This window comes from Paenibacillus sp. FW126-R14, assembly GCF_058789495.1.
Genome location: NZ_JBYTBS010000021.1, coordinates 51,425 through 74,970, shown reverse-complemented (window position 1 = coordinate 74,970; position 23,546 = coordinate 51,425). Strand labels below are relative to the sequence as shown.

21 protein-coding genes are annotated in these 23,546 nt (G+C 52.9%); 2 read left to right on the top strand and 19 right to left on the bottom strand.

Annotated elements, in window-relative coordinates; translation table 11 throughout:
• Positions 1 to 8: 8 nt before the first annotated feature.
• The 13 genes from rlmN to AC3WRW_RS15325 all read right to left on the bottom strand — a co-directional run bounded on the left by rlmN (position 9) and on the right by AC3WRW_RS15325 (position 16,037).
• On the bottom strand, positions 9 to 1,061 hold the full coding sequence (gene rlmN, locus AC3WRW_RS15385) for a dual-specificity RNA methyltransferase RlmN (RefSeq protein WP_492547184.1): 1,053 nt from the start codon (positions 1,059 to 1,061) through the stop codon (positions 9 to 11).
• Positions 1,062 to 1,417: 356 nt separating this feature from the next.
• Positions 1,418 to 2,875, bottom strand: a complete 1,458-nt coding sequence (gene rsmB / locus AC3WRW_RS15380; RefSeq protein WP_492547183.1) for a 16S rRNA (cytosine(967)-C(5))-methyltransferase RsmB — start codon at positions 2,873 to 2,875, stop codon at positions 1,418 to 1,420.
• Positions 2,876 to 2,911: 36 nt separating this feature from the next.
• Entirely contained in the window at positions 2,912 to 3,868 is a 957-nt protein-coding gene (gene fmt / locus AC3WRW_RS15375) for a methionyl-tRNA formyltransferase (RefSeq protein WP_492547182.1), read from the bottom strand.
• On the bottom strand, positions 3,865 to 4,347 hold the full coding sequence (def, locus tag AC3WRW_RS15370) for a peptide deformylase (protein ID WP_492547181.1): 483 nt from the start codon (positions 4,345 to 4,347) through the stop codon (positions 3,865 to 3,867). The genes fmt and def overlap by 4 nt, the downstream gene beginning before the upstream one ends.
• A 40-nt stretch (positions 4,348 to 4,387) precedes the next feature.
• A complete protein-coding gene (priA, locus tag AC3WRW_RS15365) occupies positions 4,388 to 6,901 on the bottom strand; it encodes a primosomal protein N' (protein WP_492547180.1) in 2,514 nt (837 codons plus the stop codon).
• Positions 6,901 to 8,121, bottom strand: a complete 1,221-nt coding sequence (gene coaBC, locus AC3WRW_RS15360; RefSeq protein WP_492547179.1) for a bifunctional phosphopantothenoylcysteine decarboxylase/phosphopantothenate--cysteine ligase CoaBC — start codon at positions 8,119 to 8,121, stop codon at positions 6,901 to 6,903. The genes priA and coaBC overlap by 1 nt, the downstream gene beginning before the upstream one ends.
• 70 nt (positions 8,122 to 8,191) lie before the next feature.
• Entirely contained in the window at positions 8,192 to 8,413 is a 222-nt protein-coding gene (gene rpoZ, locus AC3WRW_RS15355) for a DNA-directed RNA polymerase subunit omega (RefSeq protein ID WP_492547178.1), read from the bottom strand.
• On the bottom strand, positions 8,414 to 9,052 hold the full coding sequence (gene gmk, locus AC3WRW_RS15350) for a guanylate kinase (RefSeq protein ID WP_492547177.1): 639 nt from the start codon (positions 9,050 to 9,052) through the stop codon (positions 8,414 to 8,416).
• Positions 9,042 to 9,302: an extracellular matrix/biofilm regulator RemA gene (gene remA, locus AC3WRW_RS15345; RefSeq protein ID WP_009672664.1), complete on the bottom strand. Its 261-nt coding sequence runs from the start codon at positions 9,300 to 9,302 to the stop codon at positions 9,042 to 9,044. Before remA ends, gmk begins: the two co-directional genes overlap by 11 nt.
• A 34-nt stretch (positions 9,303 to 9,336) precedes the next feature.
• Positions 9,337 to 10,221 (bottom strand): YicC/YloC family endoribonuclease, encoded by an 885-nt coding sequence (locus tag AC3WRW_RS15340; RefSeq protein WP_492547176.1) that lies wholly within the window; start codon positions 10,219 to 10,221, stop codon positions 9,337 to 9,339.
• Between the two features lie 29 nt (positions 10,222 to 10,250).
• Positions 10,251 to 12,125 carry a bifunctional homocysteine S-methyltransferase/methylenetetrahydrofolate reductase gene (locus AC3WRW_RS15335; RefSeq protein ID WP_492547175.1) on the bottom strand — a complete coding sequence of 625 codons (1,875 nt, stop codon included), beginning with the start codon at positions 12,123 to 12,125 and terminating at the stop codon, positions 10,251 to 10,253.
• 106 nt (positions 12,126 to 12,231) lie between these two features.
• On the bottom strand, positions 12,232 to 13,065 hold the full coding sequence (gene dapF, locus AC3WRW_RS15330) for a diaminopimelate epimerase (protein ID WP_492547174.1): 834 nt from the start codon (positions 13,063 to 13,065) through the stop codon (positions 12,232 to 12,234).
• Positions 13,066 to 13,241: 176 nt separating this feature from the next.
• Positions 13,242 to 16,037, bottom strand: a complete 2,796-nt coding sequence (locus tag AC3WRW_RS15325; RefSeq protein ID WP_492547173.1) for a calcium-translocating P-type ATPase, SERCA-type — start codon at positions 16,035 to 16,037, stop codon at positions 13,242 to 13,244.
• A 183-nt stretch (positions 16,038 to 16,220) separates the two neighbouring features.
• Between AC3WRW_RS15325 and AC3WRW_RS15320 the strand changes: the two genes are divergently transcribed.
• Positions 16,221 to 17,990, top strand: a complete 1,770-nt coding sequence (locus tag AC3WRW_RS15320) for an Rqc2 family fibronectin-binding protein (RefSeq protein ID WP_492547172.1) — start codon at positions 16,221 to 16,223, stop codon at positions 17,988 to 17,990.
• Between the two features lie 262 nt (positions 17,991 to 18,252).
• Here the strand turns inward: AC3WRW_RS15320 and galU are convergent, their stop codons facing one another.
• The 5 genes from galU to AC3WRW_RS15295 all read right to left on the bottom strand — a co-directional run bounded on the left by galU (position 18,253) and on the right by AC3WRW_RS15295 (position 21,964).
• Positions 18,253 to 19,134 carry a UTP--glucose-1-phosphate uridylyltransferase GalU gene (galU, locus tag AC3WRW_RS15315; RefSeq protein ID WP_492547171.1) on the bottom strand — a complete coding sequence of 294 codons (882 nt, stop codon included), beginning with the start codon at positions 19,132 to 19,134 and terminating at the stop codon, positions 18,253 to 18,255.
• On the bottom strand, positions 19,131 to 19,988 hold the full coding sequence (locus AC3WRW_RS15310; RefSeq protein ID WP_492547170.1) for a PHP domain-containing protein: 858 nt from the start codon (positions 19,986 to 19,988) through the stop codon (positions 19,131 to 19,133). Before AC3WRW_RS15310 ends, galU begins: the two co-directional genes overlap by 4 nt.
• Positions 19,989 to 20,025: 37 nt before the next feature.
• Positions 20,026 to 20,937, bottom strand: a complete 912-nt coding sequence (locus tag AC3WRW_RS15305) for a selenium metabolism-associated LysR family transcriptional regulator (RefSeq protein ID WP_171686078.1) — start codon at positions 20,935 to 20,937, stop codon at positions 20,026 to 20,028.
• A 114-nt stretch (positions 20,938 to 21,051) separates the two neighbouring features.
• Complete coding sequence (locus AC3WRW_RS15300; protein ID WP_492547169.1) at positions 21,052 to 21,489, bottom strand: hypothetical protein; 438 nt, start codon at positions 21,487 to 21,489, stop codon at positions 21,052 to 21,054.
• A 211-nt stretch (positions 21,490 to 21,700) separates the two neighbouring features.
• On the bottom strand, positions 21,701 to 21,964 hold the full coding sequence (locus AC3WRW_RS15295) for a YlbG family protein (RefSeq protein ID WP_028558190.1): 264 nt from the start codon (positions 21,962 to 21,964) through the stop codon (positions 21,701 to 21,703).
• Between the two features lie 48 nt (positions 21,965 to 22,012).
• Between AC3WRW_RS15295 and AC3WRW_RS15290 the strand changes: the two genes are divergently transcribed.
• Entirely contained in the window at positions 22,013 to 23,017 is a 1,005-nt protein-coding gene (locus AC3WRW_RS15290; RefSeq protein ID WP_492547168.1) for an asparaginase, read from the top strand.
• A gap of 6 nt (positions 23,018 to 23,023) precedes the next feature.
• Here AC3WRW_RS15290 and AC3WRW_RS15285 read toward each other — a convergent pair whose 3' ends face one another.
• A complete protein-coding gene (locus tag AC3WRW_RS15285) occupies positions 23,024 to 23,473 on the bottom strand; it encodes a YlbF/YmcA family competence regulator (protein WP_492547167.1) in 450 nt (149 codons plus the stop codon).
• Positions 23,474 to 23,546 lie beyond the last annotated feature (73 nt).

The window sequence follows — 23,546 nt, the reverse complement described above, 5'->3', positions numbered from 1 at the left end:
AATTCACCTCATGACTTGCTCTCCATATGCTTCGCGCGCAGTTGTCCGCAAGCGGCTGCGATGTCACTGCCTTGTTCACGACGTATGGTGGCATTGATTTTGGCCTTCTCAAGAATTCGTTGGAAGGTGAAAATATCGTCTCTTGGCGTACGCTTGAAATCCCGTTCGGCCACGAAATTCACAGGAATCAGATTCACGTGGCTAAGCGGCATATCCTTTAGCACTTGCGCCAGCTCTTCTGCATGTTCAGCCTGGTCATTCACTTCCCCCATGAGGGCATACTCAAATGTAATACGTCTGCCGGTTTTGGCAATGTAATATTTACAAGCTTCGATCAAGTCTACGAAAGGAAATCTGCGATTGACCGGCATCAGCTTGGATCGGAGCGCATCATTGGGAGCATGGATGGAGATCGCCAAGTTGACTTGCAAATTCTCATCCGCAAACTTATAAATGTTCGGCACAATTCCGCTCGTCGATACCGTAATGTGACGCTGGCCGATGTTCAAACCTTTCGGGTGAATCATCACGCGCAGGAAATTCATCGTCGATTCATAGTTTTCAAATGGCTCGCCAATTCCCATGATAACGATGGAAGAGATGCGCTCTCCCGTTTCGTCCAGCAGCTTCTGGGCTTTAACAACCTGAGCGACAATTTCTCCGGGTCTCAAATCCCGTTTCAGACCGCCAAGCGTGGATGCGCAAAACGTACAACCGACACGGCAGCCTACCTGCGTGGTAACGCAAATGCTGTTGCCATAGTTGTGCTTCATGACGACCGTTTCGATCGCATTCTTATCTTCCAGTTCAAATAAGAACTTAACCGTGCCGTCCTGCGACTGATACTTCGCGATTTCGGACAGTGTGACAAATTCAAATTCATTTTTCAGCTTGTCGCGCAGCGACTTCGGCAGGTTGGACATCTCATCAAAGCTGAATACGCGCTTGATATAAAGCCAGTCAAAAATTTGCCCGGCCCGGAACGCGGACTCGCCGTTTTCTTTCACCCAGCTCTGCCACTCATCCCAATTTAAATCATATACAAATGGTTTTTCTTTCAAATACGGTTTATTAGACACTATTTATCACAACCTGTTGTTATTTGTTCGGTTCTACTGCTAATCTTGTCTATTTTATCACAAAGCAGGGACGAACACACATCCCCCTTTTGAAGGTGTCCATGGAAACGATATGGCGCTTGATCGGACTCATAAGCCGTTATTTTTGATATTGGCTTCATGATCCAGCCTTAACGGACTGGGTGATCGCTATTTGTCCATTTTATGGGTGATTCGGATCATTTCAGTGAAATAACGGTACGTGAGTCCGTAGAAACTTATTTTCATCCTTAAAATAACAAATAGCGGCATCTCAGTCCGATAGACTCAGAAGTGCGGCTGCCAGTAGCAGACACATGCTAAGCACGTTTGCGCAGACGCGCGATGAAAAAGCCGTCGGAATGAAACTGCTGCGGCAAGATTTGCACCATCCCTGCGGCAGCCGCCGCAGGATCAACGCTCGCGAAAGCGTCCACCGGCAGCGGTTCGAGCGCAAAGTCGCGGTGCTCCGCGAGGAAGCGCTCGACCATGCCGGCGTTCTCCGCCTGCTCAATCGTACACGTGCTGTAGACCAGCACGCCGCCCGGCTTCAGCAGCCGGTGTACCCGGCTTAAGATCGCGTACTGCAGCTCGCTGATTGCCTCGATCTCAGTCTCCTGCTTCGCCCATTTCAGGTCGGGCTTGCGGCGAATAACGCCTAAGCCCGAGCAAGGCGCATCGAGCAGGATGCGGTCGAACGACTCCGCCGCAAAATGCTCGTCCAGCTTCGCAGCATCCATCACGAGCGTCTGAATGGACGACAGTCCCAGACGCTCCGCCTGATCTGCGATCAGCTTCTGCTTGTGCTCGTGCAGGTCACAAGCCCAAATCTTGCCGCTATCCGCCATCTTCTCGGCGATATGCGCGGTCTTGCCGCCCGGGGCGGCGCAGCAGTCCAGCACCGTCATGCCGGGACGCGGCTCCAGAGCTTCGGCGACGAGCATCGAGCTCTCGTCTTGAATCGAGAAATCCCCCTGCAGGAAGCCGGGGGACAACGCCATATTCCCGGCCCCTTGCACAAGAATCCCGGCCGGGGCCAGCTTCGACGCTTCCGCGCTGAGCCCGCTGGCTTGGAGCTGCTCCAGCAGCTCCTGCCGGCTGCGGTGCCTCGCGTTCGCGCGAATACTCACGTGCGGCGGCTCATTGTTCGCCGCACAGATCTGTTCCGTCAGCTCAGGGCCGAGCTGGCGAATCCATCTGCGCACGAGCCACTCCGGATGGGAGTGGCCCAGCGCGATGCGCTTCACGTCGCCGAGCGCAGCCGGAAGCAGCAGCTCCGCTTTGCTGCGGATAATCGCGCGCAGCACGCCGTTGATCATGCCCGAGATGCCTTGATGCCCCCGGCGCTTCGCGATATTGACCGCTTCGCTCACGACCGCATGGTCGGGGATGCGGTCCAAGTAATGCAGCTGGTAGAAGCTCAGCCGCAGCAAGCATCTAACCCATGGCTCCAACTTCGCGAGCCCTTTGCTGACAAAACGCTCCAAGAAAAAATCAATCGTATTTTTACGTCCGATGGTCCCGTACACAAGCTCTGTCGCCAGTCCCGCATCCGCGCGTTCGAGCGCATGCTTCTGTAAAACCTGATTGAGCAGAAGGTTGCTGTACGATTGATTCTCTTCAACGCGAATCAATACATCCAGCGCCGCATCGCGGGCAGAACGCTTAACAGCGCTGCTCTTCGCAGCGCCGCCGGATCGTTTTGGGGATGAGGGCTTGCCAGCCCCCTGTGATTGGGTAGGTCCATGGTGCGGACGGTTAGGTTTCTGCGTTGACAAATCGAATACCTCATTTTTGTTAAGTAATGGCCTGTCTTAGCTCACACTGCCGAATATTGTGCCGGGTGCGATTTGCACGCCGCGAATGAACTCGGACACAGGCATCGCCTTCTTGCCGGCCGGTTGAATGTCCGTCAGCCACAGCGTGCCTTCGCCGGTCATCACTTCGATGCCGTGCTCGCTGCTGCCCAGAACCGTCCCCGGAACGGCTGCCTCTGCGGCGCCGGAGCTCTTCGTTCCCTTCGGATTCGCGCTGCCCCAAACCTTCATAACTTCCCCGTTCCAAAGCGTGTACGCGCCAGGGAAAGGGTTTAAGCCGCGCACTTGATTCCAAATATCCACGGCCGAGCGCGACCAGTCGATCAGCTCGTCCTCCCTGCGGATATTCGGAGAATAAACCGCATCGGCTTCATTTTGCGGGACAGCTGTTATACGCCCTGCGAGCAAATCCGGCAAGATGCGCTTCAGCAGCTCGCTGCCTGCCACGCTCAGCTTTTCAAACAACGTCCCCGTCGTGTCGGTATCCTCAATGGGAAGCTCTACGCTCGCAAGCATGTCACCCGTATCCAGCCCGACGGCCATATACATAATGGTGACGCCTGTAGTCGCTTCGCCGCGGATGACGGCATGATGGATCGGCGCCCCGCCGCGGTACTTAGGCAGCAAAGACGCATGAATGTTGATGCATCCGTGCTTCGGCAGATCCAGAACAGCCTTGGGCAGTATTTGACCGTATGCGGCTGTCACAATCAGATCAGGCTTTAATTGACGCAGAAGCTCCACCGAATCCGCTTGGCGCAGCTTCTCGGGCTGCAGCACCGGAATGCCGTGCTTCTCTGCTTCCACCTTCACCGGCGGCGGCGTAAGGACGCGTTTGCGTCCTTTCGGCCGATCCGGCTGCGTGACAACCGTCGTCACGTTATAGCCTTCCTCCAGGAGAGCCTGCAGGGAAGGTACTGCAAAATCCGGTGTACCCATGAAAATGATGTTCACTCAGAATCTTCCTCTTCGTCGCTAGTGTATGTTTTGGTTGCCAGGTCCGTAAACAAAATCCCGTTCAAATGATCGATTTCATGAAAAATACAACGGGCAAGCAGCTCCGTACCGTTAACTTCAATCGGATTGCCATGGCGATCTTGCCCTTTGGCCGTTACGTTCATGGCACGCGTGACATCCCCGCGAAGCCCCGGAATACTTAAGCAGCCTTCCGGCCCGTTTTGTTCGCCGCTAGACGAAACGATTTCCGGATTGACCATTTCGATCAATCCGCCATGCTCTTCTCCGCAATCCATGACAATTACGCGTTTCAGAATGCCGATTTGCGGAGCAGCAAGGCCTACGCCCTCTGCCTCATACATCGTGTCTGCCATATCGTCGAGCAATTTATGCAGATTGGAATTAAATTTGGTAACTGTGATCGCTTTTTCTCGCAGCACAGGATCTGGATCTTTGACAATAATACGAATAGCCATAACGTGCACCTACCTTTAAGTCTTCTCTATTTGGGGTTCCTTACATCAAATATTGCGGGTCAACATCCACGCTGATCGCCAGCTTTTCCTTCGATGAGCGCTCTTCAAACCAAGCCACCGTCTGTCCGACAATCTCTGCTGCCTGATCTTCCCCACGATATTTTACCACGCATTGGAACCGATATCTATCTTTGATTCGGGAAATCGGCGATGCAACCGGGCCCAGCACGTCCATTTGGAACGTTTGATCTTGGGACACCGCTTCCGAAAACAGGTCAATTTGTTTCGTGGAATGCTCTGCTGCGATTTCTTTAAGCCTCATGACAAAAGCTTCCGCGAAGCGCACCAGGAGCGGCACCTGCTCATGGGAAAAAGTGACCAAAATCAAGCGCTGATAAGGCGGATAGCCTAAATTTGCGCGAACATCCAGCTCATGGTTGGCAAACGCGATAAAGTCATGCTGGCTTGCATATTGGACGCTGTAATGCTCGGGCGTGTAGGTCTGGACGAACACTTCCCCTTGCTTTTCATGACGTCCGGCCCGCCCGGCAACCTGCGTCAAAAGCTGAAACGTCCGCTCCGCCGAACGAAAATCGGGAATATTCAGCACGGTATCCGCTGCGATAACCCCGACTAAGGTCACATCGGGAAAATCAAGCCCTTTGGCCACCATCTGCGTACCGAGCAGCACATCGGCCTGCTTTTCGCGGAACATCGTCAGCCACTTTTCATGCGATCCCTTCTCGGTCGTCGTATCGACATCCATCCGGATGACGCGGATGCCCGGAAAGATTTTGCCAAGCTCCTCTTCAACGCGCTGCGTGCCCGTGCCGAAATGGCGAATATGCTTGGACTGGCAGCTGGGACACTCCGTAACCTCGCGTTCCGCATAGCCGCAATAGTGACACCGCAGCATGCGCGAGCTCTGATGATACGTAAGGGAAATATCGCAATGCGGACATGACGAAACGTACCCGCATGTGCGGCACATGACGAAAGTCGCATACCCTCTCCGGTTCAGCAACAAAACAATCTGTTCTTTCTTGTGTAACCGATCTTCAATCGCTTTATACAGGGCCGTGCTGAACATCGAGCGATTTCCGCTTTTCAGCTCTTCCCGCATATCGATAATCGCGACAGGCGGCATCGGCCTGCTGGCTACCCGCTCTTTCATCGTCAGCAGCCGGTAAGGAGGCCGCTCCCGGTCCCGGCGCCGTCTCGTCTTCTCCAAGCTTTCCAGTGAAGGCGTCGCTGAGCCAAGCACAACCGCAGCTCCCTGCATGCTCGCCCGCTTAACGGCCACATCCCGGGTGTGATACTTGGGGCTCTCCTCCTGCTTGTAGGAGGACTCATGCTCCTCATCAATAATGATAAGTCCTATTTTCGTAAAAGGAGCAAAAATCGCGGAACGGGCGCCGATGACGACTTTCACTTGCTTGCGGGTGATTTTACGCCATTCGTCGTACCTTTCGCCGTTCGATAACCGGCTGTGCAGGACGGCAACCAAATCTCCGAACCGCCCTTTAAAGCGTTCGACCATTTGCGGCGTCAGCGAAATTTCGGGAACGAGTACGATCGCTTCTTTGCCCATATCCAAGCATTGCTGGATGGATTGCAAATAGACTTCCGTTTTGCCGCTGCCCGTAACGCCATGGAGAAGAAAGACCTCATGGCGCTCCTCTGCGACAGCATCCCGGATTTCCGTGAAAACACGGCTCTGCTCCTCCGTTAACGGAAGCGGCTTCGTCCTCGCAAAAGCACGACCCGCGTAAGGGTCGCGCATCACCTCGACTTCGCGCAGCTCAATCCATCCGCGATCGGCCAAGCTTTTGACCGTAGAAGCTCCCACCTCCACCGTTTCCATCAGTTCGGTTAGCCGAATGGCATAAGGATGCTCCATCAAATAGCGGAGCACCTCCTGCTGCTTGTTCGCTCTCGCCGGAAGCTCCGATAAGGCTTGCTCAAGTCCGCTGCCGCCGGCCGGAGGAAAGACCGTCAGCGCCTTCTTGGTGCTCATGCGGTCTTTCACCATCTGGACTTCGGTCAAAATGCCTGCGCCCAGCAATTGCTTGATGAGGGCGCCATCCGCAGCGAAGCGTTCCATCAAAGTGTCCATCGGAACGGAACCTTTGGAGGCAACAAAGGCAACGATCGCCTGCAAATCCGGCATGTCCAGCAGCGACTGCTCGCCGGATTCCCTGCCTACCTCAATCGCCCGCTCATACTTCGCTTTAAGTGCGGCGGGCAGCATCGCCTGCAGCGCTGTGACTTCATGGCACAAATACATGGAGCTGATCCATCTGCCAAGCTGGACAAGCTCTTCCGTCAAAGGAGGCACCAGATCCAGAACGTTCTGTATAGGCTTAACCCGCTTCGCATCCAGCTGCGTTTCCTCATGCAATTCAACGACAAAGCCCTGAAGCACCCGGGGCCCGAAAGGCACGCCAACGCGGCTGCCTACCTCAACCCACTTCCGCAAAGAGGAAGGGACTTCATAGTCGAACGCCCGGTTCGTTTGTTTCGCAGGGACATCGACAATGACCTTGGCGTACATCAGGATTCCCTCGCTTTATCCGGCAGACGGTCGGCGGCCAGCTCCAGCAGTCTGCGCGCCACATCTTTCTTGCTCTGCATAGGCAGAGCTTCTACGAGTCCGTCACGGTCGAAAATCCGCACCACGTTCGTATCTCCGCTAAAGCCCGCCCCTTCCTGGGACACATCGTTGCCGACGATGAGGTCGCAATTTTTGCGGCTCAGCTTGTCCATCGCATGCTCGTCCAAACGCTCGGTTTCCGCAGCAAAGCCGATGACGAGCTGATGCTTTTTCAGCGTGCCCAGCTCCTGCAAAATATCCGGATTTTTCACCAATTCCAGCGTGAGCGAGTCGGACTTTTTCTTGATCTTTTGATCGGCGATAACGGCAGAACGGTAGTCAGCGACCGCAGCCGCTTTAATCACCATATGGCTTTCCTCAAAACGGGCCAAAACCGCTTCGCGCATATCCAGCGCGGATTGAACAGGAACAAGCTCTGCGCCTGCAGGTACGGGCAAAGCGCTTGGCCCTGACACCAAGGTCACCTTAGCGCCCATGCGCACCGCTTCTTCTGCGATGGCGTAGCCCATTTTGCCTGAAGAATCGTTCGTAATATAACGAACCGGGTCAATGCGCTCCACGGTGCCTCCGGCTGTCACCAGCACCCGCTTTCCTTCGAGAAGGCGAGCTTCTCCCTGGAAATGCCGCTCGAGCGCAGCGAAAATTTCCTCCGGCTCTGCAAGCCGGCCTTTTCCGACATATCCGCACGCAAGCTGCCCTTCGCCAGGCTCAATGAAACGCACGCCACGGCTGAGCAAAGTCTGCATGTTCGTCTGCACCGCCGGATTTGCGTACATATGCACGTTCATCGCCGGCGCCACCCAGATCGGCGCGGTTGTTGCGAGCAGCGTAGTGCTAAGCATATCGTCGCCAAGTCCAAGTGCCAATTTGCCGATCGTATTCGCCGTTGCCGGCGCAATCAGCACAAGATCGGCGCTATCCGCCAAGTTGATATGGGAAACAACGGAGGGATCTTTTTCATCAAACGTATCCACAAACACATGATGACGAGACAGCGTTTGGAACGTTAGCGGAGCTACGAACTGAACGGCCGAAGCTGTCATAATGACGCGCACCGATGCCCCTGCCTGTGTGAGCTTGCTCGTGAGCGCAGCGGCTTTATAGGCGGCAATGCCCCCGCATACGCCAAGTACAATCGTTTTACCCTGCAAAGCACTCATGGGTATCCCCCTTTCTATCCGCTATTCTGAGAAAAAAATAACAACCACGAAGGGTTGTTGGGTAAGCGATTTATTTCTCTTTCTCGATCTCTGCCGGCTCGATTTTCTCGTAGCCAATGTAGTGGCCGTAAAGCTCTTCAAGCGCCAGACCAACATGCTTATGGGCTTTGTGGCCTTTCAAGTCTGATTTTGCGCCGTCACGAAGGGATCTCGCTCTTTTGGAAGCAGCGACAACGAGAGAGTACTTGCTGTCGACAATGTCAAGCAGTTTATCAATTGAAGGATATAACATTTATTTCACCTCATCTATCCATTGTACGATTTTGGGATACATGCGCTCTTTTTTGCAATGTTCAGCCGTAAGAATCGCATGTATTTTGGAGCAAGCTGTTTCCACGTGATCATTTACGATAGCATAATCGTAGTGTTCCATCAAGCGGATTTCGTCCACGGCCACTGACATGCGGCTGCGGATCACCTCATCCGTTTCCGTACCACGGGTTACGATCCGGTTCTCCAGCTCATCCAGCGAAGGCGGCAGCAAGAAAATAAACACGCCTTCGGAAAACTTTTGTTTGACTTGCAAAGCACCCTGCACTTCAATCTCCAAGATGACATCTTGGCCGGAGCGCAGCGTTTCTTCAACAAAACGTCTCGGCGTACCGTAGAAATTGCCTACATATTCCGCCCATTCCAACACTTCATCCGAATCGATCATCTGTTGGAATTGCTCCCGTGTTTTGAAGAAATAGTTGACACCGTCGACTTCCCCTTGTCTTGGGGAACGGGTTGTCGCCGATACGGAATACACGATATCCGGCGAGCACTTGCGCAGCGCAGCGCATACGGTTCCTTTGCCGACACCGGATGGGCCGGATAAAACAATCAGAATACCTCTTTCACGCTCAAGAGTGTTCGTATTACTCGTCATGATCATCGTCCTTGTTGGAAAGTCTATGTGCTACCGTCTCTGGTTGTACTGCCGATAAGATCACATGATCGCTGTCCGTGATAATAACGGCACGGGTTCTTCTGCCGTATGTAGCGTCAATCAGCATGTGACGATCACGCGCCTCTTGAATGATCCTCTTGATCGGAGCCGATTCCGGACTCACAATCGAGATAATACGGTTCGCCGATACAATGTTGCCGAACCCGATATTGATTAATTTGATAGCCATTTAGGGCTTCCTCCTCGCGAAGCTCCATGCCGCTTCACTCGATATTCTGTATTTGTTCGCGCATCTTTTCGAGCTCTGCTTTCATCGAAATGACTCTAGCCGCAGGCTCCGAGTGATTCGATTTGGACCCGATCGTGTTCACTTCCCGGTTCATTTCTTGAATCAGAAAGTCCAATTTACGTCCGACAGGCTCTTTCTCTGTAAGCAATTGATCGCATTGCCCGAAATGACTCTTCAGACGAGTCAATTCCTCATCCACATTCGAACGGTCTGCGAAAATCGCAATTTCTGTCGCCAGCCGCTGCTCATCGACAGGTGTCTGTTCCTGAAGGAGCGACTGAATTCTGCTCGTAAGCTTAGCCGCGTAATCCTGCACGACCCCGGGCGCTAAAGCTTCCAGCTCCGCATGGATCCGTTTCAGCTCCGCCAGGCGCTCGCGAATATCCTGCTCCAGAAATGCGCCTTCGCGCATCCGCATCTCGGATAATTGGGCAACGGCCTCCTGCAAGCAGGCGCACAATTCCCGTTCGATCTCTTCGTCAGGCTCCTTGCGCAATTCTTTCATCTGAACGAGATCAGGAAGTCTTAATAAATCTTTGAGCCCGACCTGCTCGGCGTACCCATAGCGCCCTTTCAACTGCTCGGCAGCCTGCAAATAAGCATCTGCCAGTGCGAAGTCAACCGTTACGCTTTTGGTGGAAGCCGCTTCACGTTCAGCTGTGATGAAAACGTCGACGCGTCCTCTCCTCACAGCTTGCAGCACCGTTTTCTTCAAAGCGTCTTCAAAGACAGCCCATTCCTTGGGCATTCGAATCGACACTTCACTATACCTATGATTGACCGATTTCACATCGATAAACACGTTGTATCCCGCAAAAGAACGATTCGCTTGTCCGAATCCGGTCATACTGCAAATCATCCTCATCACATCCATTACCCTATTTTAATTCATTTTGAAAGTGGGTACAAGTGGAAATCATGACGATTCGACTTTTCCCACACATACTTTGTCAAGTCTACGCACATCTCATACGCCAGAAACGGGGTCATCAGGTAGATGCCGTTGAAGTAAGGCATCGCTGCATCCAGCAGCTCTTTGGCAATTTCCACGCCCATCGCCCGGCCTTCCGGACCCTTGAGTCCGCTCATCCGCGCCCTAACGTCGTCGGACAACCGGATGCCCGGCACTTCATTGTGCAAATATTCCGCGTTCCCTCCGCTGGCGAGCGGCGCAATCCCGATGAAGACCGGTATATTCAAATGCTTGGTCGCTTCATAAATTTGTTCGATGAGCTTAGCGTCGTACACCGGCTGCGTCATGATGTAATCGGCGCCGGCCTCGATTTTGCGTTCCAAACGCTGAACCGCCTTGTCCAAATGCTTGACATTCGGGTTAAAAGCCGCTCCTACCACGAAGTTAGCCTTCTGCTTCAGCGGCTTGCCGGAGAATGCGATTCCTTCGTTCAGCTGTTTGATCATCCGAATGATCTCGAAGGAGGTCAGATCGTAAACCGAGCTGGACCCGGGGAGATCGCCGAATTTGGCGGGATCGCCGGTCACGGCCAGCACATGGTCGATACCCAGCGCGTGAAGCCCCATGAGATGGGACTGCGTCCCAATCATGTTGCGGTCGCGGCACGCGATATGAATCAGCGGACGCGCGCCAAGCTTATCCTGCACGAGGTAGCCCAGTGCCAGGTTGCTCATGCGCGTCACCGCGAGCGAATTGTCGGCCATGGTGATGGCGTCGACGTGCGCATCCTGCAGGGCCTTCGAGCCCTGCATAAACTTCTCGATGTCGAGATCCCGCGGGGGATCCAGCTCGACGATGACGGTTTTGCGCTGCTTCACGATTTCCAGCAGCGAAGGTTTGCCAGCCGGCGGCGCAGGCATCGCCGGCGCAGGCTCCAGCACGCGCACGCTCCGCGCGGGGGCCGCCGTGCCCGGCGCTGCCGGCACGTAGCCCTGCAGCGCCTTCGCGACTGCGGCGATATGCTCCGGCGTGGTGCCGCAGCAGCCGCCGATGATGCGCGCGCCAAGGTCAGCGAAGCGCAGCGCGCTTTCGGCGAAGTACTGCGGCGTCGCCGCATACGTGTACTGGCCGTCGACGTAGTCGGGCAGTCCCGCGTTCGGGAACGCGGAGAACGGCACGCCGGCCAGCGGAGACAGCTTCTCCATCGAGCGGAGAATCCCGTTCGGGCCGACACGGCAGTTGAAGCCGATGACGTCGGCGCCATCGCCTTGCAGCCGCAGGAAAGCTTCCTGCAGCGGTACGCCGTCCTGCGTGCTGCCGGTGCCTTCGTTCGCAAACTGGCAAATAACCGGCAGTTCGCTCATGCTGCGGATGATGCGCAGCGCCAGCTGCAGCTCTTCCAGATCGTAGAAGGTTTCCAGCAGCAAGCCGTCGACAGGCGAATCCAGCAGAATGGAAATCTGCTCGCGCAGCGATTCTTCGACATCAGCCGTGCGCACATTTTTGCGCTTGCCGGCACGGATCGAACCGATGGCTCCGACGACATAAGCGTCCTCTCCGACAGCTTTCCTCGCAAGCTCGACGCCGGCGCGATTAATCGCTTCAACGTCGCCTTCGAGCCCGTATTTGGATAGTTTTTCTCGGTTGGCCGAGAACGTATTCGTTTCAATAAGACGAGCACCTGCCTCGAAATAACGGCGGTGCACATCGGCGACCGTTTCCGGTCTGAGCAAATTCAGTTCTTCATAAGAAATGCCCACAGGAAATCCCATTTGATATAAATAAGTCCCCATAGCGCCGTCACCGGTCAAAATGTCCCGCTGCAGCGCCGCTCGAAGATCCAGTTTCATCATAATCTCCCCGCTTACTAAAAAAATGTAGTTATACTGTATCACAAATGATGGGAGATATTAAGATATGCGTTTATCAATAATTCTGATAGGTGGCATCTCGTGGCTACTCCAACGTCCCCTGATACACTTCTTCGGCAGGTCCCGTCATATAAACGTGATTATCTTCTTCAATCCACTCGATGAACAGCTCTCCGCCTTTTAGCGAAACCGTAGCCTGGCGGTCGGTAAGCCCGTTTAATACGGAAGACACGAGCGTCGCACAAGCCCCGGTCCCGCAAGCAAGCGTAGGACCTGCGCCCCGCTCCCACACGCGCATATCGGTGTAAGCGCGATTTCTCACGCTAACGAATTCTACGTTGATTTTGCGCGGGAACATCGGGTGCGCTTCCAGCTTCGGCCCCCACGTTGCAAGGTCAAAGTTGACCGCATCCTCCACGTAAATCACGCAATGCGGGTTCCCCATTGATACAGCCGTAAACCGAAACTGTCTGCCGTCCACTTCGATCGGATGATCGATGACTTTGGCCTGATCTACGGTCGTAGGCACTTCAAGCCCTTGCAAAATCGGCTGGCCCATATCCACCCGGACCGTGGCGACTTTCCCGTCTTGCACATTCAGTTGGACCTTCTGTACCCCTGCGCCCAATGTTTCAACCGTAATCTCCGTCGATTCAGTGAGTTTGTGATCGTAAACATATTTAGACACACAACGAATCGCATTGCCGCATTGCTCAGGCTCAGACCCGTCGGAGTTAATAATGCGCATTTTGAAATCCGCCTTCTCGGAAGGAAGAATATATACTAAGCCGTCGGCGCCAATGCCAAAAAATCGATTGCACAACCGGATCGCAAGCTGATCCACGCCGGCAGGAAGCTCTTTTTCACCAGCTATGACAATAAAGTCGTTGCCTAACCCATGCAATTTTGTAAATTTCATTGTGTTCAGCACTCCAAATGTGTGTTTTAGCCAATATCATAGCGTAAATAGGCGTGAATGCATAGCCCTTTCTCCCGTTTTTTGCGTTAATCTTACATTTTGGCTCTGGTTCCCAAGCGCACAAAAAACTGCCCCACAGGTCCATATGACCCTGTGAGACAGCTTCAAATTCAAGCTTACCGGAAGCTTGCTTTCGATGATGGGCGATAGGCAGTCGGACGCGCCCCTTTCGTACGCTTCGGCGACAGCACGCTGCCCAGCCCCATGAAAAAAGTCGGGATGCCGGCCGCGATCAGAACGAGAATCCAATCTTTCCAGCCAAGAGGCACGGTTTTGAAAATAGGTTGAAGAGCTTCCACATACATAACGGCCAGCATCAGCACGAGCGAGGAAAGCACGGCAAGCACAAGATAACGGTTTTGCAGCGGATTGCGGTGAAAAATCGAACGCGAGCTGCGGCAGTCGAACACGTGGATCAGTTGAGCCATAACCAGCGTAGCGAAGGCGACGCTTTGCGCTTTCAACAACGTAGCGGCATCCGACGGATCCGTCCGCAGCACGAGCCAGAAAGCCGCCAAGGTACAAACGCCAATGAGTATCCCCCGGGAAATAATTTTCCAGCCGAGCCGTCTTGCGAAAATATTTTCCTTCGCCGAGCGCGGCTTATGCTGCATCAAATCTTTCTCTGCCTGGTCGACGCCAAGCGCCATAGCAGGAAGTCCGTCGGTTACCAGGTTCACCCACAGAATCTGAATCGGGACAAGCGGCAAGGGCAGACCCGCCATCATCGCGATAAACATCGTCATAATCTCGCCTACGTTGGAGGCAAGCAAATACCGGATAAATTTGCGGATGTTTTCGTAAATTCCCCGCCCCTCTTCGATCGCTGCCACGATCGTGGAGAAATTGTCGTCGCTGAGAATCAAAGAAGAAGCTTCTTTGGAGACATCCGTCCCCGTAATGCCCATGGCAATGCCGATATCCGCAGCTTTGATCGCCGGCGCATCGTTCACCCCGTCCCCCGTCATGGCGACAACATGTCCTTTGCGCTGCAAGGCTTTGACGATGCGCAGCTTATGCTCCGGGGATACCCTCGCGTACACGTAAGTATCGTTCACCTTAGCTTCGAGGTCCTCGTCCGACATGGACGCAAGCTGCTGTCCGCTCAAGCTCACTCCATTGCCTTGAATCATGCCGAGCTGCTTGGCAATCGCCTCTGCGGTCGTTTGATGGTCGCCGGTAATCATGACCGTTTTGATGCCTGCTTTGCGGCATTTGGAAATGGCTTCGCGCACTTCTTTGCGAGGCGGATCGATCATCCCGGTTAACCCGATGAAAATCAAACCGTTTTCCACGGCCTCATAATCGTCGTAGCGGTCCGTGCTTTTCAGCTCTTTATAGGCGATGCCGAGCACCCGGAGGGCCGATCTGGCCATGCCTTCATTGGCAGCCATTACTTTTTGCTTAAGCGTAGACGTAAACGGAATCACTTTGCCGTCCCACAGAATGTAGCTGCAATGCTGGAGCAGAACGTCGGGAGCTCCTTTCGTGCAGGCCATGCGTCCGCTTTCCGAAGCGACGAGAACAGACATGCGTTTGCGTTCCGAGTCAAAAGGAAATTCAGCGATCCGCTTGTACTTATCATGAAGCGATTCGTGTGTAATGCCGCTCTTCGCGCTCAAAACAACTAAAGCCCCTTCGGTCGGATCTCCCTTAATATTCCAAACGGAGACGCTGCTCTCTTTGGCGTCCTTGCCTTTCTTCCGCTTCTGCTCCTGCTTTTCCTCATATAAGGTGGCATTGTTGCAAAGCACGGACACATGAAGCAGCCTGCTTAGCGAAGGGTTCTTGACGGGGTCGGCGCTGTGTCCGCCCATGTGAATATCTCCGACCGGCGCATAGCCGTCTCCCGTCACTTCCAGCACATCGCCGCTAATCCATAAGTGAGTGACGGTCATTTTGTTCTGTGTAAGCGTTCCTGTTTTATCGGAGCAAATGACCGAAGCGCATCCTAATGTTTCGACGGAAGGCAGCTTTCTTACAATCGCTTTGCGTTTGATCATCCGCTGGACGCCAAGCGCGAGGGCAATCGTCACAATGGCCGGCAGCCCTTCGGGGATCGCAGCGACCGCTAAGCTGACTCCTGCGAGGAACATCGCATAAGGCGGTTGTCCATGCATAATGCCTGCAACGACTACAAGAACGGTCAGCGCGATGGCGACGATAATCAAAATCTTCCCAAGCTGCTCCAACCGGTGCTGAAGCGGCGTTTCCATCGATTCCGTGTTCTGAATCAAATCGGCAATTTTGCCCATCTCGGTGTTCATTCCGATTCGGACGACAACAGCTTTGGCTGTGCCTCGTGAAACCATCGTTCCCATGAAGCCCAGATTTCGCTGATCCCCGAGCGGCACTTCCTCCTGCGGAATCGCTGCCGTTTGCTTGCCGACTGCGACAGACTCGCCTGTCAGCGCGGACTCCTCGATATAGACCCCGTTCGTCTCAAGGAAACGTACGTCCGCCGGAATCCGGTCACCGCTTTCAAGTAAAATGATATCGCCCGGCACCAGATCGCGGGCCGGTATTTGATGAACGGCCCCTTCCCTCCAGACGTTGGCGTTAGGAGCGGATAATTCTTTAAGCGCGCGCAGCGAACGTTCGGCGCGAAACTCCTGGGTAAAGCCAAGAATGCCGTTCATCACAATGATGACAACGATTGTAATGGCATCCAAATATTCGCCGAGCAAGCCGGATATCAGGGTCGCCCCCAATAAAACCAGCACCATGAAATCTTTAAATTGATTCAAAAGCAGCGTAATCGGAGAGACGCGATTCCCTTCGGAAAGCTCATTGCGACCCGTTTCTCCCTGCCGCTTCCAAGCCTCTTCCCAGGGCAATCCTTGCTGCGTGTCCACCTGCTGTAGCTGCAGGACTTCTTCCGATGTCAACTGGTACCACTTTTTCTGACTCATTCGCCCTTCTCCCTCCCACTTCCCTCTTGATCTTGGCTCTCGCTCATACGTAAATGTATTCAGACAAGCCGGAAAATATCCCTGAAATCATCTTTCCCGGCGACTAACGCTTAAGTTTTTGTGAAAAGTATGGCATCATAGAGATTAGTAAAGTTTTCAACCTAGAATGGAGTTGTATGTATCATGGCTTTAGACGGACTAGTCTTGCACGCGATTGTTCATGAATTACAAGCGTGTGTAGGAGGCCGCATTAATAAAATTCACCAGCCCAGCGAGAATGACATCATTCTGCAAATCCGGGCGCAAGGGCAAAATGTAAAGCTGCTGCTTTCAGCGAATCCCACCTATCCCAGGGTCCAGCTCACGGAAGGAACGTCTTTGAATCCTCTGGATGCCCCTATGTTCTGCATGCTGCTTCGCAAACATTGCGAGAACGGGGTTATTGAAGCCGTGGAACAAATCGGCATGGAGCGCATCATCCGGCTGCAGATTCGGCACCGTGATGAATTAGGCGATATGAGCACCAAACAAATCCTCGTGGAGATTATGGGCCGGCACAGCAATATTATTCTGCTGGATCCGAATACAGACACGATTCTGGACGGCATTCACCACGTAACTCCTGCCATCTCCTCCTATCGGATTGTGATGCCGGGGAGCAAATATGTGTCGCCGCCTGCGCAGAACAAGCAAAATCCGCTTGAAGCGGATGAAACAGCCTTCCGGCAGGCGATGGATCAGACGGTCGGGGAGGAATCTGCGAACTCGGATAAACCCGAGCAGAGGCTGGTCGCCGCTTTCAGCGGATTAAGTCCTTTGATTGCCAAGGAGATCGTATATCGCAGCCGCCGCCAAGGCGGGGATAACGGGCAAGAGGTTGACCTGGGGGCTCTATGGCAAGCCTTTGACAGCATCATGACGGCTGCGCGCGAGCATCGCGACGAGCCCGTCATTACCGAGCAGCAAAGCACCGGCAAACTGTTCTTTGCCATGACGCCGCTTACGCATATTGAAGGCGAATCCACGGCATACACGGCGCCAAGCGCTTGCTTAGAGGCATTTTACGGGGACAAGGCAGAACGGGATACGGTCAAGCAGCGCGTGGCGGATTTGCTCCGTTTTTTGCATAATGAATCCAATAAAAATGTCAAAAAACTGGAGAAGCTGCAGGAGACCGTCGATGATTCCAAAGATGCCGATACATATCGAATTCTGGGCGAGCTGCTGACCGCCTCCCTGCATGAGATTAAAAAGGGAGACCCGGAGCTTGAAACGGTCAACTACTATGATGAAGATCAGGCTCTGATCCGAATTCCTTTGGACCCGCTGCTGAGCCCGCCTGCGAATGCGCAGCGCTATTTTAAAAAATATACAAAAATGAAAAACAGCACGGCCATCGTCGAGGAGCAGATTGAACAAACCCGCCAGGAGATCACGTACTTGAACTCCCTGCTGCAGCAGCTAAGCGTAGCTTCGTTAACCGATATTGAGGAAATCCGCGACGAGCTTATGGAACAGGGCTATATCCGCGACCGCAACAAAAAACAGCGTAAAATGAAGAAAAAGAAGGATAAACCCGCTCTGGCCTGCTATATGTCCAGCGAACAAATTCCGATTTATGTCGGTAAGAACAATACACAGAACGAATTTTTAACGAACCGGCTCGCCTCTTCTTCCGATACTTGGCTGCATACGAAAGATATTCCAGGCTCTCACGTTGTGATCCGGGGCGACAGCTATTCCGAAACTACGCTGCGGGAAGCTGCGCAGCTAGCCGCCTATTTCAGCCAAGCCAAGCATTCCAGCCAAGTCCCTGTCGACTATACAACGATCAAGCACGTTCACAAGCCGAATGGCTCCAAGCCCGGATTCGTCATCTATGTCAATCAGAAAACGCTGTTTGTAACGCCGGACGAACATGAAATCAAGCAGATGAAAGTAACGATTAAATAAGAAAATAGGCTGTCCCCGGTAGATTCTACTTGGGGGACAGCCTTTGTGCTTCCATGGTCAAAATAAGGGAAAAGTTCCCTCTAATTTAGAGAGCAGAAGCTTGTCATATGCAATTAACTGGAAAACCTCCCGCTACTTGCGCCGATTTCATGAGAATCTACGAAATCTGGTCAAATGAACGGGAGGTTTTCCAGCTATTCTCCCAACGCGGTCCTTTTCCAACCATTTAGAGGGAGATTGTCCAGCTATTCCGGGCAAGCCGCTATTCGGATTCCAACTTCCGAATCAGAGATAAAAGATACGATTTCACTTGTTTCTGCAAATCCGGACGCTGCAAGGCAAGCTCAATGGTAGCTTCGATGTACCCCAGCTTATCCCCGACGTCGTAGCGGTTCGCTTGCATCAAATAAGCGGCCATCTGCTGCTCCTTGTTGAGCACCCGGAGGGCGTCCGTCAACTGAATTTCCCCGCCGCGGCCAGGCTCCTGGCGCTCCAGAATCCCGAATATTTCCGGCATGATAATATAGCGGCCAATCACCGCCAAGTTCGAAGGCGCTTGGTCGCGGTCAGGCTTCTCCACCAAATCATCAATTAAGCGGTAGCTGCCGCCGCTCGTCGATGGGGAGACGATCCCATACTTGCTCACATCTTCCCAAGGCACTTCTTGGACAGCGATAACGGACGATTCGGTCTGTTCGTAAATGTCCATCATTTGTTTGAGTCCCGGCGGCGAAGACTGGAGAATGTCATCGCCGAGCAGGACCGCGAAGGGCTCATCGCCAATAAATTTGCGCGCGCACAGAATGGCATGTCCGAGCCCCAGGGGCTGCTTTTGCCGGATATAATGGACATCGGCCAGGTTGGAGACGGACTGCACAATGTTCAGCAGTTGTGTGCTGCCTTTTTCCTCCAGCATCATTTCCAGCTCAAAAGATTTGTCAAAATGATCCTCAATGGCACGCTTGTTGCGGCCCGTTACGATAATGATATCCTCGATCCCGGATTCAATCGCTTCTTCCACGATGTATTGAATAGCGGGCTTATCAACGATCGGCAGCATTTCTTTCGGCTGTGCTTTGGTGGCTGGCAGGAACCGCGTCCCTAAACCGGCTGCAGGAATAATGGCTTTGCGAATCTTCTTCAAGGGCGCTGCTCCTTCTCTGTTTGTAGGCTGCGCAGCACGTCGGTCCCTATTCGCTTCGAACCGATAGGCGCATGAAACACAACGCCGCCCCGTTCGCCATGGAAATCGGAGCCTGCCGTGATGAGAAGTCCTGTACGCTGAGCGAGTTCAAGATATCTGGCCTCGTCTTCCGGCGTGTGATCGGAATGATACACCTCAATACCGTCCAGTCCCTGCAAAGTAATAGCCTCTACGAGCGCATCGTCATGGTAAATGCCGGGATGAGCGAGCACGGCCTTTCCGCCTGCCTCATGAATCCACTGAATGGCCGTTTCCGGCGTGATGCGCGGCGGATTCGCATAGGCGGCGGCTCCCGTGCCCAAATACTTGTCAAATGCCTCGCTGATCGACGAAACATAGCCTTTATTAAGAAGTACCGCCGCAATATGCGGTCTTCCGACGGTATCGCCTTTCCGTTTAACGTTCGCCACTTCCTTCAGCACGTCGTCCATCGTAATTTCCATGCCGAGCTGCTGCAAACGTTCAATGATCATGTCATTACGAGCGTTTCGCGTGTCGCGCAGTGACGCCAATCTTTGAAGAAACAGCTCGTCATCAATTTGTATATAGTAACCGAGCACATGAATATCCTGTCCGCCTTGGACCGTTGAAATCTCGACCCCGGGCACGACTTCAATCCCCAGTTTGAGACCTTCCTCAAGCGCCTCGGCCACCCCTGAAACGGTATCATGATCGGTGATGGCAATTGCCCCCAGCCCTGCGTCATAGGCCATTTGAACGTTAGCAGCAGGCCGCTGCGTGCCGTCTGAAGCTGTCGTATGCGTATGCAAATCCGCTTCCCGTTTTGCTGTCATTTCTGCTCCCCCTTGTTTTCACCGAAAATCATATTCTTTAAAGGAAACGGCTCAAATCTTCTTGCCGCAAAAAGGTCATAAAGCTTACAGCAGATATAGGAAGCAGCGTAGAATTCAAATAAATCGCATAGAAGCTGCGCTCGAACCTAATGTTCTCAATCGCCTTCACTTTAAACAAGCCTAGCGTCACTTCATGCTTAACGGAAGACTGCGACAGGATGGAGATGCCCAGTCCGGCTTCAACGGCCGATTTGATGGCCCCTGTGCTGCCAAGCTCCATGACAATCTTCATCGAGGAGCAATCCATGTTGCAGCGGGCAAACTCCTCTTCCATCACTCTTCTTGTCCCGGAGCCTTGCTCACGAAGAACGAACGGATATTTCAGCACCTCTTCGAGCGTAACGACGTCCATGTCCGCAAGCGGATGATCGGCAGGCACGATCAGCATAAGTTCATCGCTCAGAATAGCTTCCGTATGAACATCCGGATGATGAATCGGCGCCTCAACCAGCCCGAAGTTCAGCTGATGGCCGAGAACTTCATCAAGGATCTGCGTCGTGTTCATCACCTTCATGGAAACCGAAATGTTCGGGTAATCCTTGCTGAAAGGACCGAGCAGACGGGGCAATATATATTCGCCCATCGTTAAGCTTGCTCCCAACTGCAGCCGCCCTTCAATCATTTTGGTAAATTTGGACATTGCAACGTCCGTTTCGCGGATAAGCTCAATGCTGTTCTTGGCAAACGGCATCAATGCCCGTCCCGCTTCGGAAAGCTCAATCTTCTTCGTACTGCGGTGAAACAGCTTCACGCCGAAATAATCCTCAAGGGATTGAACCTGCATCGTTACGGCAGGCTGTGTCATATGCAGAGCTCCGGCTGCATGAGAGAAACTGCCTTTCTCCGCAACGGTATAAAAAATATGGAGTTGATGAAAATTAAGTGCCATGAAAACCCGCCTCTCTTTGCTACCATTATATGAAATTGAACGCAGACAGTCCATTCAGGGCATAAAAAAGAGCATGCCGCAACCGACACACTCTTTACCTAGCCCATTATTCGTTTAACGACGCTTACGGCTGTTCTTGATCAGCGTCATGCGACGCGAGTGTCTAAGCCAAGAATAATATGATTTCAAATCGCGGAGTTCCATCGTTTCGGACATTCGCCCGAGGAAAGTGACGATGATCATCTTGTGCAGCGGGTTGCCGACCAAATCCGTTTCATGCTCCAATTGAGAAAACTCGGCAACGACAACAAGGTCGTCATCAATCAGATATACGTCTTCTTCATTGCGATAATAAGAGACGACGCTATCGTTTTTAAGCTTTTCCCATAGAAAAGCACAGATGTCCTCGAGTGAATTGTTTTCGCTGGAAACACGATCAGTCCATCTCAGCTTGGCATGATTCGTGATCACGACATCCGCCACTTTCTTATCGCCCAGCTGTACGAAGAATGGTTCATAAGTACTCCATCTCCCCATTACCTTGTCTTTCATGATCACAACCCCTTTCCTACTAAAATGAGACCGTGTACCTATTCCCTAACTGTATGTAAGTTATACTTTACTTGATTATAACTTTTTTTCCCATGGAAGAATATATAAAATTATTAATAAATATTTGTGAAATCATGAAAAAATGCTTATTATCTAAAAATTCAAAAAAATAAAAAAGCTTCTTTCGAAGCTTTCGTTTTGCACTGCAGCCTCAAAGGGTGTAAAATCTAGTTTTGTCCGGCACATCACTACTGTATTCGGTTTTGATTTCGTTGCGGTAAGACTTCTCGACTTTTTTGACGTAGGGCAGCTTGAGTAAGCTTCGAGTCGTCTCCTCAACTTTGCTTGCATGTATATAAAGAACTGCATAATTCATTTTCTTGGATATGTAATGAAGTGATCCGAACCGTTCCAAGTTTCTGGCGGCTTTGATATCGTTGACCCAAATGATCAACCCGCTACGCTCAATCATCATGATTGCTACCTCTTTTCAATAATACTAGTTATGGAGTGATCTCTCTACATGAAGCCTTCCAACACCATTGTCCGCGTGTATCGCGGGAACATAACGGAAAGTATTCACCGCGTCCATCTCGCGCTGGTTAACGCCCAAGGGGCGCTGCTGCACGGGGCAGGCGACCCGCAATTTCTTACCTTCGCCCGTTCGACGGCGAAGCTCATACAAGCGCTGCCGGTCATTGAATCCGGCGCGGCTGATCGTTTCGGCCTCGGAGATGCCGAAATTGCGCTGTGCTGCGCTTCCCATAACGGGGAAGCCGATCACGTCAACGCCGCCCGAAGCATCTTGGGCAAGCTTGGTTTCGATCGCGGGCACCTGCAGTGCGGCGCTCACGAGCCCTATCACGCGCCTACCGCACAGGCGATGCGCGAACGGGGTGAAGTGCCGACCACGCTGCATAACAATTGCTCGGGCAAGCACTCAGGCATGCTGGCGCTATGTGCGCACCTCGGCGCTTCGCCAGATACGTACATGAGCCTTCAGCATCCCGTACAGCAGCTCATGCTCGAAGCGGTGTGCGCGATGTCCGACATCCCTAAGTCGCAAATGGAGCTCGGGATCGACGGCTGCGGAGTGCCTGTGTTCGGCATGCCGATACCTAATCTGGCTCTTGCCTTCGCCAGACTGGGAAGCCCGGAAGGACTGCCCGCTGCCCGTGCAAACGCTTGCCAGAGAATCGTTGCCGCGGTGCGAAAATATCCTCATTTCCTCGCAGGGCACGATCGCTTCGATACGCACTTAATCAAAGTGACGCAAGGCCGAATCGTCGGCAAAATGGGAGCTGAGGGCATCTTCGCACTAGCGGTTCCGGAACAGGGATTGGGCTTTGTGCTGAAGATTGAGGACGGTAATCAGCGCGCACTGTATCCCGCTGTTATTGAAGCGCTGAAGCAGTTGAATCTGCTTTCGGCGCCCGAAGTCAGCGAGCTTGCCGCTTTCCATACGCCAACCGTTCATAACTGGCAAGGAACCGAGGTCGGAATCATCCGCCCCGATTTCCAGCTATAGCAGGAGTTAACCGCAATTGCCGCTGCAGCTTCCGCCGGATGAACATCCTTTGCCGGTTGGAAGCGGGTTATTGCTCGGAACTTTAATAGATTCAGAAACGGCGTGAGCGATCGTCGTGGACACCGTGAACAGCAGGTCGTCCAACCGATCCTCCGCTTCTTTGAATTTGCGAACAGCCTCAACGCCGTGCAGCTTGTCCTGAATGTCGTTAACAGCAGCCAACGCTTCATGATAGCTTGGGTGATAGTGACCAAAGCGCTCGCATTCCTCGAATGCGTCTTTCTTTCGGGCGAAGACGGCCTTCAGCTCTTTCACTTCATCGCTGTTCTCAACAGCGTTCTTCCAATATAAATAATCTGCCACTTCAGCAGAGGAATTAATCATGTCACCCATGTCATAGGCCTGCATAAGAACGGCCGACATATCAATCGTTTCTGCTTCCATTGTCTGTAACATACCTATGTTCAACTTCCTTCCTCTTAAAGAGTATCCAACATCTCTACTATACCACAGTTCCTGCAGAGTTTCT

What these genes read in the sequence shown, in the direction of transcription:
- AC3WRW_RS15295 (WP_028558190.1), bottom strand. Translation starts at nt 21,964, where the DNA reads ATGATGATTGAGCGTAGCGGGTTGATCATTTGGGTCAACGATATCAAA.
- AC3WRW_RS15335 (WP_492547175.1), bottom strand. Translation starts at nt 12,125, where the DNA reads ATGAAACTGGATCTTCGAGCGGCGCTGCAGCGGGACATTTTGACCGGT.
- AC3WRW_RS15325 (WP_492547173.1), bottom strand. Translation starts at nt 16,037, where the DNA reads ATGAGTCAGAAAAAGTGGTACCAGTTGACATCGGAAGAAGTCCTGCAG.
- priA (WP_492547180.1), bottom strand. Translation starts at nt 6,901, where the DNA reads ATGTACGCCAAGGTCATTGTCGATGTCCCTGCGAAACAAACGAACCGG.
- AC3WRW_RS15285 (WP_492547167.1), bottom strand. Translation starts at nt 23,473, where the DNA reads ATGTTACAGACAATGGAAGCAGAAACGATTGATATGTCGGCCGTTCTT.
- dapF (WP_492547174.1), bottom strand. Translation starts at nt 13,065, where the DNA reads ATGAAATTTACAAAATTGCATGGGTTAGGCAACGACTTTATTGTCATA.
- AC3WRW_RS15305 (WP_171686078.1), bottom strand. Translation starts at nt 20,937, where the DNA reads ATGGCACTTAATTTTCATCAACTCCATATTTTTTATACCGTTGCGGAG.
- def (WP_492547181.1), bottom strand. Translation starts at nt 4,347, where the DNA reads ATGGCTATTCGTATTATTGTCAAAGATCCAGATCCTGTGCTGCGAGAA.
- coaBC (WP_492547179.1), bottom strand. Translation starts at nt 8,121, where the DNA reads ATGAGTGCTTTGCAGGGTAAAACGATTGTACTTGGCGTATGCGGGGGC.
- AC3WRW_RS15300 (WP_492547169.1), bottom strand. Translation starts at nt 21,489, where the DNA reads ATGAAAGACAAGGTAATGGGGAGATGGAGTACTTATGAACCATTCTTC.
- AC3WRW_RS15310 (WP_492547170.1), bottom strand. Translation starts at nt 19,988, where the DNA reads ATGACAGCAAAACGGGAAGCGGATTTGCATACGCATACGACAGCTTCA.
- rpoZ (WP_492547178.1), bottom strand. Translation starts at nt 8,413, where the DNA reads ATGTTATATCCTTCAATTGATAAACTGCTTGACATTGTCGACAGCAAG.
- AC3WRW_RS15340 (WP_492547176.1), bottom strand. Translation starts at nt 10,221, where the DNA reads ATGATTTGCAGTATGACCGGATTCGGACAAGCGAATCGTTCTTTTGCG.
- AC3WRW_RS15320 (WP_492547172.1), top strand. Translation starts at nt 16,221, where the DNA reads ATGGCTTTAGACGGACTAGTCTTGCACGCGATTGTTCATGAATTACAA.
- gmk (WP_492547177.1), bottom strand. Translation starts at nt 9,052, where the DNA reads ATGACGAGTAATACGAACACTCTTGAGCGTGAAAGAGGTATTCTGATT.
- AC3WRW_RS15290 (WP_492547168.1), top strand. Translation starts at nt 22,013, where the DNA reads ATGAAGCCTTCCAACACCATTGTCCGCGTGTATCGCGGGAACATAACG.
- remA (WP_009672664.1), bottom strand. Translation starts at nt 9,302, where the DNA reads ATGGCTATCAAATTAATCAATATCGGGTTCGGCAACATTGTATCGGCG.